This window comes from Rhodoferax sp., assembly GCF_028689305.1.
Classification (GTDB): domain Bacteria; phylum Pseudomonadota; class Gammaproteobacteria; order Burkholderiales; family Burkholderiaceae_C; genus Rhodoferax.
Genome location: NZ_JAQTWM010000038.1, coordinates 18,483 through 31,892, shown reverse-complemented (window position 1 = coordinate 31,892; position 13,410 = coordinate 18,483). Strand labels below are relative to the sequence as shown.

Genomic DNA, 13,410 nt, shown 5'->3' with positions numbered 1-13,410 from the left:
AGGTAGCAGGTCACCATGTTTGTTGCTCCTTCAAGTCAACCAAAAGGGTCAATGGGTTTTGTGGCATGGGTTGTTTAAAAAAATAAATCGTTCGCCAAGTCTATGGGCTGCCTGCTCTGGCGCAAAACGATATATCTTTGACTTCCTTGCTAAAAATACTCACATCAAACCATGACGGATTTACGCCGATGGCCCAACCTGGTGGCCTTGCGTGCCTTTGAGGCCGCCGCCCGCCACCAGAATTTTTCTCGCGCCGCCGATGAAACCCATGTCACCCACGGCGCGATCAGCCACCAGGTGCGGGCATTGGAGCAAGACCTGGGCGTGGCGCTGTTCACCCGCCATGGCAAGCGCTTGACGATCACGCCGCAGGGCTTACGGTTTGCGCAAGCGGTGCGCTATGCCTTGCAAGACATCGCGGATGCCACCCAGGTGCTGCGCGAAGAGACGCGGCACAAACGGCTCACGGTGTCGGCCATTCCCTCGTTTGCGGCACGCTGGCTGGCCCCGCGCCTTGGCAAATTCATTGACCAGAACCCGGACACCGAGCTGGTCTTGCAGTCCAGCGGCCAGCTGCACGACCTGGTGCGCGACGGCATCGACGTGGGCATCCGCTTTGGTCAGGGCCAGTACCCCGGCCTGGTGGTGGAGCGGCTGATGGGTGACTCCTACTACCCGGTGGCCAGCCCCGGCTACCACCAGGGACAGCTGCCGACCTTGCCGCAGCAGCTCAAACCGGCGCAGTTGCTGCGCTCGGACGAGCCCTGGCTGCCCTGGTTTCAGGCGGCCGGCCTGAAGCTGGCTGAGCCCAGTGGCGGCGTGCGTTTTCAGGACTTGTCGCTGCTGATCCGCTCGGCCATGGACGGTGACGGCATTGCCCTGGTGCGCCAGGTGGTGGTGACGCAGGAAATGGCCGCGGGCGAACTGGTACGCCTGTTTGACGTGGCGGTGAAAAGCACCTCGGACTACTACCTGGCCTGTCCGCCGGATGCACTGCGCAAGCCTCAGGTGCAGGCGTTTCGCCGCTGGCTGCTGGAAGAAATTGCCATCTTCAAGGCGCAAGCCGGTGCCGGTGTGGCGTGAGGGTGTTACGCCATCACCTCGGCGTCGGCCAGTTGCCTCAGTGCCTGCTCAAACACTTCAGGGGGCTGGCCACCCGAGATCAGGTGCCGGTCATTGAGGATGATGGCCGGCACCGAATGGATGCCGTGGCTGGTGTAAAACGTTTCGCGCTCGCGTACCTCGGCGGCAAATTCATCACCTTGCAGCACGGCACGGGCGCGCTGCGGGTCCAGTCCCACCTGGTTGACCAGATCCAACAGCACTTCGTGGGAAGACGGGGCGAGACCGTGGGTGAAATAGGCGGCAAACAACGCCATCTTGAGGGCTTTCTGTGCCCCTGGCGCGCCTTCCATTGCGGCCCAGTGCAGCAGGCGGTGGGCATCAAAGGTGTTGTAGATGCGGTCACGTTTGCCAATGCCAAACTCAAAACCCAAGGCGGCACCACGCTGGCGGATGGCCTCGCGGGTCTGGGCCAGTTGTTCCGGGGTCGAGCCGTATTTCTGGCTCAGGTGCTCGTTGATGTCCTGGCCTTCGGCGGGCATCTGCGGATTGAGTTCAAACGGCTGAACGTGCAGCTCGGTGGGCACCTGACCCTGCAGGCGTTCCAGCGCCACGTTCAGCGACTGCAGGCCAATGGCACACCAGGGGCAGGACACATCGGAGACAAAATCAATTTTGATGGGGGTCGTCATAGGGCGGGTGAGCACTTGGCTCTTGTTTTTTGCGCAACGCTACAGTATCGGACTTCCCCTGACCGGGAGGGGCGGATCGCCAGGGATGCCATTCCCCCAACAAGGATAATTTGACAGCCAACCATGAGCAAAGCATTTACCAAAGAATCCGACAACGATGACGACGATGAGCTGCAACTGCCGCCGTTGCCAGCGGGCGGCAAGAACTACATCACGCCGCAGGGTTTTGCCACCCTGCGCGCCGAGTTGAAGGTGCTGGTCGAAGAAGAGCGTCCGAAGATTGTGGAGATCGTGCACTGGGCCGCCAGCAACGGCGACCGGTCTGAAAACGGCGACTATCTGTACGGCAAAAAACGCCTGCGCGAAATTGACCGGCGCATCCGCTTCCTGATCAAGCGGCTGGAAGCCGCCGTGGTGGCCGACCCTGCGCTGCATCACGGCAACACCCAAATCTACTTTGGCGCCACGGTCACCTACGCGGACGAGCAGGGCAACGAGCGCACCGTCAGGATTGTTGGCATCGACGAGGCCAACAGCGCCCAGGGTGATGTGAGTTGGGTGTCACCGGTCGCGCGCACCCTGCTCAAGGCGTTTGAAGGTGATGTGCTCAAGCTGGTGATGCCAGAACGGGTGGACGAGATCGAGGTGCTGCGGGTGACCTACCCGGGGCCGTCAGGTTTGTCCTCTTGATTCCGTCCACAACACAAAGCCCAGCCCGGTCAGCAGCAGGCCCAGGCCCGCAAAAGCACCCCACTGCGGCTGTTCACCCACCACCAGAATGGCCAGCACAAAGGCGGTGGCTGGTTCGGCCAGCGCCAGTGTCACCCCGGTGGCTCCAGACAAATGTTGCAGGGCGTGGCTGAACAGCAAATAGGCCACGCCGGTGGTCACCAGCCCCAGATACACCACCACCACCCAGCCGGTTGCGCTGGAGGTGAAGGGGCCTGCGACCAAAGCAGCCGCCGGTACCGCGATGGCGGCAGCGACGGTAAAAGTCCACAACGTGATGAGCGCGGGCGCCGCCTGAGTGACCAGCTTCTTGCTGATGAGCGTGTAGGTGGCATATGACAGCCCCGCCAGCAGACACAGCGCCACGCCCAGCGGGTCGATATGCTGGCCTGTCCCGTTGCCCGAGACCAGCAGCACGGCCCCAGCAATGGCCAGCAGCGTGCCCAGCCACCAGGCAGCAGGCGGTGGGGTGCGCGACACCACGGTTTGCAACAGCCCTGCCCAGATCGGCCCGCTGCCGATGGCCAGCGCCGTGCCGGTGGCCACCCCGGTGGCCTTGACCCCGGCAAAAAACGTCAGGTTGTAGGCCGCCATGCAAGCGCCGGCAATACCAATCCACTTGGCAACACCTTTGAGCGGAGCCCCTGCCAGCCCCTGACCGCGCTGCCGCCAGGCCACAAAGACAGCAAAAAAAGCGCTGGCCACCAGCAGGCGCAAGGCGCCAACCCAGTAGGCAGAGGTGGTGGATGGGGCGAAATGTTGGGCGGTGCCGGTGCTGCCCCAGAGGGCTGCGGCTGCCAGGGCCATACCGGCCGATGTCATGACCTTGTGTTTCATGCACCAATGATCGCGGCGGAACTGCAGGACAACTGTCGAGCAACGCTTGACCTTGGGTGGGCAGCGGAGGCGGGTCAATGTTTGTCGTTTGGACTTGACTGTTGGGCGGCAAGTCCTGATCATGACGATCCGAGTCCGTATTGAGGGGTAAAGCCATGATCCATCGCACACTTGTCGGTTTTGTCTTGATCTGTTCCAGCACCGCCTTTGCTGCAGGCACCTCCGCCGCCCAGGCCCAATACACTGCCGATGCCAAAAAGGCGGCCCAGCAATATGAGGCCGATAAAAAAGTATGTGCTGACGAGTCGGATGCCAATGCCCGCCTGCAATGTCGTCGCGATGCCAGAACCGTCTACGACAAGGCCTTGGCAACGGCCAAGGCCAGCTTGAAGGCGGCGAGCCCGGCCAGTTCGACCAGCAGCGCCTGCGCCGACTGCGGCACCGTCACCTCGGTCAAAGTGGTGGAGAGAGATGGGCAAGGGTCCGCCATTGGCATGATTGCCGGGGGTGTGGGCGGTGCCGTGCTGGGGCATCAGGTCGGAGGGGGTGTTGGCAAGGACCTGGCCACGGTGGCCGGCGCGGTCGGCGGTGCTTATGCCGGGAAGAAAATTGAGGAAAAAGTCCGCGCCCATAAGGTCTGGATGGTCACGGTCCAGTACCCGGACAACAGCAAAAGGAGTTTTGAGTTCAAGGAAGACCCTGGCTACAAAGCAGGGGACCTGGTCAAGAATTCAGGCAACAGCATTTCACGCCGTTGATGCCCCGCCGCCGGAGCGCCGCTTCGGTCCGGGCTACGCCGCCTATTTTTTGCGCAGCAGCCGGGCGCTGGACTGACGGTCGCGTTTCAGCGCAAAACCCAGTGCGCTGGCGGAGTGGTAACCCACCCGCAGCGCAGTGGTTTCCAGCGGCATACCCTGGGCCAGCAGCGCTTGCGCCCGGTCCAGCCGGCGCGTGCGCAGATAGGCCTGTGGCGGCAGGCCACACAACTCGACCAACCGGGCGTGAAAACGTTGAGCGCTCAGGAAAAACAGGCGCGCCATGCGCTCGGTGGTCCAGCTTTCGTGCAGGGCCGGGTCCAGTGCGGCATTCAGCCGGGCCAGATCAATGCCACGGCGCGTGGTGATCTCGGGGGCCAGCAACAGCTGTGCCAGGGCCAGCGCCGGATCGGCGGCATGGGCAAGCTCGCGGATAGCCGATGTGACGGCAAACCGCTTGAGCCGTTCCACGCCCGGCTGGGGCACCAGGTCAATCACCAGCATACGCGCGTGGTGCGGCGCCAGGAAACCGTGGGTCACCCCCGCCGGCACCACCATGCCGCAGGAACTGTCGACATAAGCCGAGTGTCCCAGCGCATCCAGCTCCAGGCGGCCAGCCAGCCCAAACATGATCTGGGCATGGTCATGGGCATGGCTGCTGTATTCGCCGTTGTAGCGGCGCACGCTGCAACACAGTGCGGCTGCGGATAATGGCTGCTTGGACATGTGAGCAGTTTAATGGCCGGCCCCTGACCACCCCCCCACCTTGACCATGACCTTTGATGCGTTCCCGCCTGTTTTCCGCTGACCGTCGCGCCTTGTTGGGAGCGGGTTTCGGCGCGGCCCTGCTGGGTGCCGGTTGCCAGCCAGACCAGGCCAGCGCCCACATCGTCGGCAGCTTTACCGGCATCCAGCATGAGCGGGGCCATCGTCTGCAAAGTGCCTTGACCGGGGCCACCCCTGCCATCACCCGCCGCACCGACGTGCTGATTGCCGGCGGTGGTGTGGCCGGCCTGGCGGCGGCCCGTGCCCTGCGGCTCAAGGGGGTGGAAGATTTTGCCCTGCTGGAGCTGGAGGACGCCGCTGGTGGCAACGCCCGGGCTGGCGAGGTGAATGGCATACCCTGCCCGCTAGGGGCGCATTACCTGCCACTGCCCGGTGACGACGCCTGGGAAGTGCAAGACCTGCTGGAAGAGTTGGGCCTGCGCACGCGCCGCGCCGGGCGCTGGGTCTACGATGAGCGCCACCTGTGCCACAGCCCGCAGGAGCGGCTGTTTTTCAACGGCGCCTGGCAGCCCGGCCTGTTGCCGCTCCAGGGCGTGGGAGCGACCACACTGGCGCAGTACCAGAAGTTTGCCGCGCTGGTGGCGCAATTGCGGCACCAGGTGCGCTGGACGATTCCAGTGTCAAAACAGCCTCCAGCCCGGGTACAACAATCACTTGCTGCTATGACATTCGTAGCATACCTGGATCAGAACGGGTTGACCGACGCGCATCTGCGCTGGTATCTGGACTACTGCTGCCGGGACGACTATGGCGCCGGCCTGCGCACCGTGTCGGCCTGGGCGGGCATGCACTACTTTGCCAGTCGCCACGGCTTTGCCGCCCCCGGCATGGACAACGCCGAAACCGACGGCCTGCTGACCTGGCCCGAGGGCAATGCCTGGCTGACGCGCCGCCTGGCCGCGCCACTGGGGCCGCGCCTGCAGACCGGGCAGGTGGTGCTGCGCATCAACCACCAGAAGCACGCGGTGGAGGTGGATGCCTTCAACACCCGCACGCAGCAGCTGGAGCGCTGGCAGGCCCGCCGCGCCATCGTCGCGCTGCCGGTGTTTGTGGCGGCGCGGGTGGTGCAGAACCCGCCCGACTGGTTGCGCGCGGCGGCGGCCCGCATGGTGTATGCCCCCTGGCTGGTGGCCAATCTGCACATCACCAGCCCGCTGCAGGACCGCCCGGGTGCGCCGCCGAGTTGGGACAACGTGGTGTATGGCGACAGCCGCAGCGCGCCGGGGCTGGGCTATGTGGACGCCAGTCACCAGGGGCTGCACAGCGTGCCGGGAGCCACGGTGCTGACCTACTACCGCGCCCTCGGTGATCTGGCCGCCGACCCCGGCAGTGCCCCGCTGGCCCCCGGCGTGGCGGGGCGGCGCCTGCTGCTGAGCCAGCCCTGGGCGCATTGGCGCGACGCCATCCTGGCCGAGCTGTCTGGCCCGCACCCGGACCTGGCCGCCAAGGTGCGTCGCATCGACCTCACCCGCTACGGTCATGCCATGGCCGTCCCGGTCCCCCGTGTCAATGGTCAAATTGGCCTCTGGCCCGGATATATAAAGCATAGTTCGCTATCAAAAACAGAGCAAATCAAGCTGACCCATGGCCGCCTGAGTTTTGCCCACAGCGACTGGGCCGGGTACTCGGTGTTTGAAGAAGCCTTCACGCTCGGTCATGGCGCGGCCTGATATGTGACAAGCCGTCACGAAACTGTCACAAGCACGGATAACACTCCCAGGCATCCCTCGCCGATGCCAACATGAACGCTACCGCCGCCCCGAAAGACAAGCCCCTGCCCAAGCCCGCCCCGGTGGTGTGGCTGGATCGTGACATGAGTCTGCTGGCGTTCAACGCCCGGGTGCTGCACTGGGCCGGCAAGCCCGACGTGCCCTTGCTGGAGCGTCTGCGTTACCTCAGCATCGTGTCGTCGAACCTGGATGAATTTTTCGAGGTGCGCGCCGCGCTCTACACCAGTCTGGCCAAACCCAAAGCCGCCCTGAGCGCCATTGACGCGCAGGCGCAGGAGGCCCTGAGCAAGGTGGCCCACAGCCTGGTCGATGCGCAATATGCCCTGTACAACGAGGTCTTGATCCCGGCGCTGGCCAGGGAAGGCGTGCGGGTGGTGTCGCACAGCGAACGCACGCTGGCGCAGCAGCGCTGGGTCAAGTCATTCTTTGAGCGCGAGGTGCGGCCACTGCTGTTGCCGGTGGGGCTGGACCCGGCGCACCCGTTTCCGCAGGTGGCCAACAAGTCGCTGAATTTCATCGTGCAGCTCTCCGGCCACGACGCTTTTGGCCGCGACAACGAGATTGCCATCGTCAAGGTGCCACGCAGCCTGCCGCGTTTCATTCGCCTGCCCGACAAGCTCTCGGGCAAACGCACACTGTTTGTGTCGATTTCCAGCGTGGTGCGCAGCCACCTGAAAGACCTGTTCCCGGGGCGCACGGTGGGTGATTTTTCGCAGTTCCGTGTCACCCGCCACTCGGACCTGTCGGTGGACGAAGAAGACGTGGACAACCTGCGCACCGCCTTGCGCCAGGGCCTGGTGCACCGCAATTACGGCCAGGCGGTGCGGCTGGAAGTGTCGGCCAGCTGCGCCGAACACTTGTGCCAACTGTTGCTGCGGCAGTTTGAACTGCCGGCGTCGGCACTGTACCGGGTGCACGGCCCGGTGAACCTGGTGCGCCTGAACCAGCTGATTGATCTGGTGGACCAGCCCAGGTGGCTGTTTCCACGCTACGAGGCCAGCTATCCCAGTCAGCTCGCCACCGGCACCTCGATTTTCCAGCAGCTCCAGGCCGGTGACGTGTTGATCCACCAGCCTTATGAAAGTTTTGACGGCGTCCTGGCCTTTTTGCGCGAGGCGGTGCTGGACCCGCAGGTGCTGGCCATCAAGCAGACCATCTACCGCACCGGGTCAGACTCGGTGTTGATGGAGTTGCTGCACCAGGCGGTGCAGCGCGGCAAGGAAGTGACGGTGGTGGTGGAACTCAAGGCCCGCTTTGACGAAGAGGCCAACATCAACTGGGCCGAAAAACTCGAATACATCGGCGCGCAGGTGGTGTACGGCGTGGTTGGCCTGAAAACCCATGCCAAGATGCTGCTGGTGTCACGCCGCGAGGGGCGCAGCATCCGCCGTTATGCCCACCTGTCCACCGGCAACTACAACCCTAAGACCGCCCGCCTGTACACCGATCTGAGCTACCTGACCTGCAACCCCAAACTCACCCAGGACATCGAAGCCGTGTTCAGCCTGCTGGCCAACCAAAGCCGCATTCCGCGCCTGAACAAGCTGATCCTGGCGCCGTTTCACCTGCAGCGCAGCCTGATTGACCGGGTGGACCAGGTCGCCCGGGCCACGGCACAGGGTGTGGCGGGCCGCATCGTGCTGAAGATGAACAGCCTGACCGACGAAAAACTCATGGAAGCCCTGGTGCGTGCCGGGCAGGCGGGGGTCGAGATCGACCTGATCGTGCGTGGCGCCTGCATGTTGCCGGCACAGCGACCGGGTGTGACGGACCACATCCGCGTGCGCTCGATCATCGGCCGGTTTCTGGAGCATTCGCGGGTGTTCTATTTTCAGACCGGCAACGACCAGGCGCTGTACTTGTCCAGTGCCGACTGGATGAACCGCAACATGTTGCGCCGTGTGGAACTGGCCTGGCCGGTGGAAGATGCCGCCTTGCGCCAGCGGATTGTGGACGAATGTCTGAACACCTATCTGCACGACACGGTGGACGCCTGGACCATGGATGCCGATGGTCAATACACCCAGGTTCCGCCCGCGCGCAGCCGTGCAACCTCGTCCAAACCCAAAGCCGCGCTCAGTGCCCAGGCCAGACTGATGGCGCGGTATTCGGCTCAGCCATGAGCCAGACAGGCGCTTGAGTCATGGACCTGATCTTGTGGCGGCACGCCCAGGCGCACGATGCACAACCCGGTTGTGACGATGCATCACGTGCGCTGACCCACAAAGGTGAAGGCCAGGCGGCGCGGATGGCGGCCTGGCTCGACCGCCAGTTGCCTGACAGCACCCGGGTGCTGGTCAGCCCGGCACGCCGCGCCGAGCAAACGGCCCGGGCGCTTGGGCGTAAATTCAAGTTGCGTGATGAATTGGTGCCCGACAGTTCGGCTGATGAGGTGCTGGCGTTGCTCAAATGGTCACCCGACACCGGTCCGCCGCACAAGGGGGCAGTGCTGCTGGTCGGGCATCAGCCGACCCTGGGGCTGGTGGCCGCCCGGTTGCTTGGTGTGCATGCGCAAAGCTGTGACATTCGCAAGGGGGCGGTATGGTGGCTGCGCACCCGCCTGCGGGAACAACAGTGGCACACCTCACTGCTGGCAGTGATCAGCCCGGACCTTATTTGACGTCTTTGGGGCGACCGGTCTTGAGTGTGGGCACGTCGCTCAGCGCAGCCTTGAATTGAATGTCACTCATGGCCGCCAGGACCTTGATGCCAGCGCGCAGCAGCTCGCTTTTCTTGGCCGACTGCCCCAACTTGCCGGCACGCAGCTTCAGGCTGTCAATCACGGCGTATTCGTCCTTGGGCATGGTGAAGCTGTCGCGCACCAGCTTGGGCTTTTTGACCTTGGGCGGTGTTTCAGCCACCGGCAACGCTGGTTTGGGGGCCGCCGCTTTGGGTGCGACCCGCTTGGGTGGGACGGCTTTGGCCGGGGTGGGGCCGGCTTGGCGGCTGGTCGCTTTTTTGGCCACGGGTTGGCTGGATTTGGCCGGCACGGGCTTGGCGGTCGCCGGGGCTTTTGCCACCGTCGTCTTGACCGGTGGTGTTTTGGCTAAGGGGGTTTTGACAGATGTGGTGACCATGGCAGCGTCCTGAAAAGTTGAAAGATAAAAACAGTATATATCGTTTATATCCTTTGGCAAACAGTCATGGTACTGTCATCAAACTGTCGCATGACTCCCCCAGAATTTGCCGGACGCTTTTTGGTGTCCATGTCATCGGTCCGCAGGTCGGGCCGCCACCCAGGCAGGCTTTCATGTCACACACTTCTTCAACGTCAACTTCCGGTGCGGCGGGTTCTTTTTCGCGTCAGATCTGGCTGGTGCTGTCGCTGGTCCTGACCGTGGCGCTGCTGGGCTCCACGCTGGGCTTCTGGTCCTTGTTCAGGGTCTCTTTGCAGACCCATCGCATGGTGGACGAAGCTCTGCCGGCTGAACGTCTGGCCAGTGAGTTGCAGCGGCACATCCTGATCAACGTCGCGCGCTCCAGGGCATTTGCGCTGAGTGCCGAACCGCAGGTTGGAGATGCCCTTGCGCCCGAGATCAGGCAAACCGCCGTTCAGATCGAGACCTTGTTACGCCAGCTGGGCGGCCTGCTGGCCACGGCGGACGATCAACACACCCTGCGCCGCATGGTGCAGGCCAATACCACCTTCACCAACGCCATGCAGGCCTTGACCGTGGCGCGCGACAGTGGTGTCACGGCAAACATCGAGCAGGTGTATGCCACCCGTTTGACCCCGGCAGCGCGCGAGCTACAGCAGGCGGTGACGCAGTTGGGTGACAGCCAGCGGGCCAGAATCGATGCCTCGGCCACCGGCATCGACCTGGTGAGCCGGATGGCGCGCTGGGGGCTGGTTCTGTTCAGCCTGTGTGCCTTGCTGCTGGGGGCATGTCTGTCGAGCTGGCTGGTGCGCCGCATCACCGAGCCGATCCAGCAAGCCGTGGCCACGGCCGACCAGGTGGCGTCGCTGGACCTGACGTCCCGCATCGACGGGCATGAACGTGATGAGGCCGGCCGTTTGCTGATGGCGCTGGGGCAGATGCAATCCTCGCTGCACGCACTGGTGCATGAGGTTCAAGGTGCCAGCCACAATGTGGCTGAAGGCGCGACCCAGATTGCCGCCGGTAACCTGGATTTTTCCGGGCGGACCGAAATGACGGCGTCATTTCTCCAGCAAACGGCGGCGGCGGTCGAAGAAATCAGCGCCACGCTGCATGCGTCGCTGCAGGCCAGCATGCGGGGTGAAACCCTGGCACAAGCGGCCAGCCGGGAAGCGGCCACCGGCAGCGCGGTGATGTCCGAGGTGATGCAGACCATGGATGAGATCCATGGCGCGTCAGGCCGGATTGTCGACATCACCGGGGTCATCGACAGCCTGGCCTTCCAGACCAATATCCTGGCGCTCAATGCGGCTGTCGAGGCGGCGCGCGCGGGTGAGCAGGGGCGAGGTTTTGCTGTGGTGGCTGCTGAGGTACGCACCTTGGCCAACCGGTCTGCCGTGGCAGCGCGGGAGATCAAGGCGCTGATTGATGTTGCCGCGGACAAAATCACATTGGGCGCCGTCAAGGTGCGCCAGGCCCAGGCCACGATGGGTGGCATCGTCAGTTCGGTCGAGCAGGTCAGCGAGGCCATTGGTGAAATCCATGCCGGCAGCCGGGCCCAGAGCAGCGGCATGGCGAGCATTCACGCGGCGGTGAACCAGCTCGACCAGATGACCCAGCAGAACGCCGCCGTGGTGGAGGAATCGGCCGCTGCCGCACAAAACCTGCAGCATCAGGCCGGTTATTTGCGTGACGTCGCCAGCCGGTTCAGGTTGCCGGGCATGGCCCTGGCGCTGCAGTAACTCGGTTTGGCAGCCTCAGGCGCCTGCGGTTGAGCGCCCCCGGGCGGGTCAGGAGGCGCCTGTCAGCGCATCACCAGCTCAAACGACCACGATGTTTTTTGCCAGGCCGTTGACTCCTGGCGCAGCAAATGGGTCGATTGCGGGTAACTGGCGGCCCAGTCCTGGGCAATGCTCAGCGTGAACCGCTGGCGCTGAGGCTGGCAGCTGAGCGTCATGCCCTGATCCTGCGGGTCCTGGCGGGCATGGCACAAAATCACGGCCAGCCGCAGCGCCATCAACATCATGACGAATTCAGGTTCGTCAAAGTCGGCGTCGAGCTTTTTCAGCTTGCCGCGGTGTCCCAGCACCAGCAACCCCAGCCGGTGCAGCTCCAGCATGCTGAATCCCACCGTGTCGGCATGTTCCAGGATGTAGGCGCCATGCTTGTGGTAGTCGCTGTGGGAGATGGTCATGCCAATTTCGTGCAGCAAAGCGGCCCAGCTCAATTTGCGCTGCAGATCGAGCGTATGGGAGGTGCCGGGAGTGACGAGCTGCGCCAGCAGGCCTTGGGCCACCAGGCTGACCCGCTGGCCCTGGGTGGCATCTGCGGCAAATTTCTGCGCCAGGCGGCGCACCGAGACATCGCGGGCATCGGTGGCGTGAGCGTCGCGCTCCACCATGTCAAACAGCACACCATGGCGCAAGGCGCCCTGGGCGACTTGCAAGGTGTCAATGTGCAGCAGCTCCATCAGGCCGCGCAACACACTCACACCGCCGCCAATCACGGCCCGGCGATCATCTTTCAGACCCTCCAGCCGGACCTGGCTGGCGTTGCCTGCACGCAGCAGGCACTTGATCAGCCAGTTCAACCCGTCCCGGCTGATCTCGCCCTGCGGCCAACCGGCCAGGACCAGGATGTCCGCCACGGCACCGACCGTACCCGATGCACCGTAAGCACTGTCCCACTGGTGGCGCGGGTAACTGGTCAAGGCTTCTTCCAGCACCGCCTGGGCGGCGATTTCGGCACGGTACAGGGCTTGCTCGGTGAACTCCCCCTTGGGAAAGTATTTCATCGACCAGGCCACACTGCCCACCCGGAACGAGGCGGTTTGCAAGGTGTCCAGGCCACAGCCCAGCACCAGCTCGGTGGAGCGGCCACCAATGTCAATCACCAGACGGCGTTCATCACTGTGCGGCAGCAGGTGCGCCACACCCTGGTAAATCAGACGGGCTTCCTCGGTGCCGGCAATCACCTCGATCGGAAAGCCCAGAATCTCGCAACCGCGTTTGAGAAACTCGTCGCGGTTGCGGGCCTCACGCAGGGTTTGTGTGGCCACCGCGCGCACCTGTTCAGGCGCAAAACCCGCCAGACGTTCGGCAAACCGGGCCAGGCAGTCCCAGCCGCGGGTCATCACCTCCAGCGACAGGTTGCGCTCATCGTCAAAACCATTACCCAGGCGAACGGTTTCCTTGAGGTAATCCACGCGCTGGATCTGGCCGTGGTCATAACGCCCGATCTCAAGGCGAAAGCTGTTGGAGCCCAAATCGATGGCTGCCAGAAAAGTACCGTTCTTCATGAAAACAATATTACCGTTTTGCTGTGACAGATTCGTGTCCGTCCCGCATGCCCCGCAGCAGCTGGTGGGGCTGCACCTGCCCGGGGGCAAACAACCGGCACAGGGCCTCCATCAGGGCCCGGGCTTTGGCCGAGTGGTCAGCGCCGAAATTGCACACATAGACATCCAGTGTCACGGCACGTTGCTCGGGCCAGGTATGCACACACAGGTGCGATTCAGCCAACAGCACGGTGGCGGTGACACCGCCCGGGCCCTGGGGGGTGGCTGGGAACGTGTGAAACAGCTGCGCGACCGCCTGCAAGCCGGCGCTGGCGACCGCCTGCACACACCAGTGGCCCAGCGCGTCGGCATCGGTCAGCCACTGTGGTGCACACTGGCACTGGTGCAGATCGGCAGTCAGGTGCAGGCCTTGCATGGCGGCTG

Annotated in this window: 13 protein-coding genes; 7 read left to right on the top strand and 6 right to left on the bottom strand. The window is 63.7% G+C overall.

Translation table 11 applies throughout. From position 1 onward, the window contains the following. Positions 1-171: 171 nt before the first annotated feature. Positions 172-1,083, top strand: a complete 912-nt coding sequence (gene gcvA / locus PHW99_RS09735; protein ID WP_300176321.1) for a transcriptional regulator GcvA — start codon at positions 172-174, stop codon at positions 1,081-1,083. A 5-nt stretch (positions 1,084-1,088) separates the two neighbouring features. On the opposite strand, the gene PHW99_RS09730 is transcribed toward gcvA, so the two are convergent. Beyond that, complete coding sequence (locus PHW99_RS09730) at positions 1,089-1,754, bottom strand: DsbA family oxidoreductase (RefSeq protein ID WP_300176318.1); 666 nt, start codon at positions 1,752-1,754, stop codon at positions 1,089-1,091. Positions 1,755-1,877: 123 nt separating this feature from the next. Between PHW99_RS09730 and greB the strand changes: the two genes are divergently transcribed. Next, positions 1,878-2,444 carry a transcription elongation factor GreB gene (gene greB / locus PHW99_RS09725; RefSeq protein ID WP_300176316.1) on the top strand — a complete coding sequence of 189 codons (567 nt, stop codon included), beginning with the start codon at positions 1,878-1,880 and terminating at the stop codon, positions 2,442-2,444. Here the strand turns inward: greB and PHW99_RS09720 are convergent. Continuing rightward, on the bottom strand, positions 2,427-3,320 hold the full coding sequence (locus PHW99_RS09720) for an EamA family transporter (RefSeq protein ID WP_300176313.1): 894 nt from the start codon (positions 3,318-3,320) through the stop codon (positions 2,427-2,429). The genes greB and PHW99_RS09720 overlap by 18 nt on opposite strands. 155 nt (positions 3,321-3,475) lie before the next feature. Between PHW99_RS09720 and PHW99_RS09715 the strand changes: the two genes are divergently transcribed. Then, positions 3,476-4,078, top strand: a complete 603-nt coding sequence (locus tag PHW99_RS09715) for a glycine zipper 2TM domain-containing protein (RefSeq protein WP_300176310.1) — start codon at positions 3,476-3,478, stop codon at positions 4,076-4,078. 42 nt (positions 4,079-4,120) lie between these two features. Here the strand turns inward: PHW99_RS09715 and PHW99_RS09710 are convergent, their stop codons facing one another. Beyond that, a complete protein-coding gene (locus PHW99_RS09710) occupies positions 4,121-4,801 on the bottom strand; it encodes a helix-turn-helix domain-containing protein (protein ID WP_300176307.1) in 681 nt (226 codons plus the stop codon). A gap of 56 nt (positions 4,802-4,857) precedes the next feature. On the opposite strand from PHW99_RS09710, the gene PHW99_RS09705 reads away from it, so the two are divergent. The 3 genes from PHW99_RS09705 (at position 4,858) to PHW99_RS09695 (ending at position 9,211) form a co-directional block, all read left to right on the top strand. Beyond that, positions 4,858-6,531: an FAD-dependent oxidoreductase gene (locus tag PHW99_RS09705; protein ID WP_300176302.1), complete on the top strand. Its 1,674-nt coding sequence runs from the start codon at positions 4,858-4,860 to the stop codon at positions 6,529-6,531. Positions 6,532-6,602: 71 nt separating this feature from the next. After that, a complete protein-coding gene (gene ppk1, locus PHW99_RS09700; protein WP_300176300.1) occupies positions 6,603-8,714 on the top strand; it encodes a polyphosphate kinase 1 in 2,112 nt (703 codons plus the stop codon). 20 nt (positions 8,715-8,734) lie between these two features. Beyond that, positions 8,735-9,211, top strand: coding sequence for a histidine phosphatase family protein (locus PHW99_RS09695; protein WP_300176297.1), 477 nt, complete (start codon positions 8,735-8,737; stop codon positions 9,209-9,211). Here PHW99_RS09695 and PHW99_RS09690 read toward each other — a convergent pair. After that, on the bottom strand, positions 9,204-9,668 hold the full coding sequence (locus PHW99_RS09690) for a hypothetical protein (RefSeq protein WP_300176294.1): 465 nt from the start codon (positions 9,666-9,668) through the stop codon (positions 9,204-9,206). The genes PHW99_RS09695 and PHW99_RS09690 overlap by 8 nt on opposite strands. Positions 9,669-9,841: 173 nt before the next feature. Here PHW99_RS09690 and PHW99_RS09685 point away from each other — a divergent pair, with 173 nt between their 5' ends. Continuing rightward, entirely contained in the window at positions 9,842-11,431 is a 1,590-nt protein-coding gene (locus tag PHW99_RS09685; RefSeq protein WP_300176291.1) for a methyl-accepting chemotaxis protein, read from the top strand. A gap of 62 nt (positions 11,432-11,493) precedes the next feature. On the opposite strand, the gene ppx is transcribed toward PHW99_RS09685, so the two are convergent. Continuing rightward, complete coding sequence (gene ppx, locus PHW99_RS09680; RefSeq protein WP_300176288.1) at positions 11,494-12,987, bottom strand: exopolyphosphatase; 1,494 nt, start codon at positions 12,985-12,987, stop codon at positions 11,494-11,496. 10 nt (positions 12,988-12,997) lie between these two features. Then, positions 12,998-13,402 (bottom strand): adenosylmethionine decarboxylase, encoded by a 405-nt coding sequence (gene speD / locus PHW99_RS09675; RefSeq protein ID WP_300176286.1) that lies wholly within the window; start codon positions 13,400-13,402, stop codon positions 12,998-13,000. Positions 13,403-13,410 lie beyond the last annotated feature (8 nt).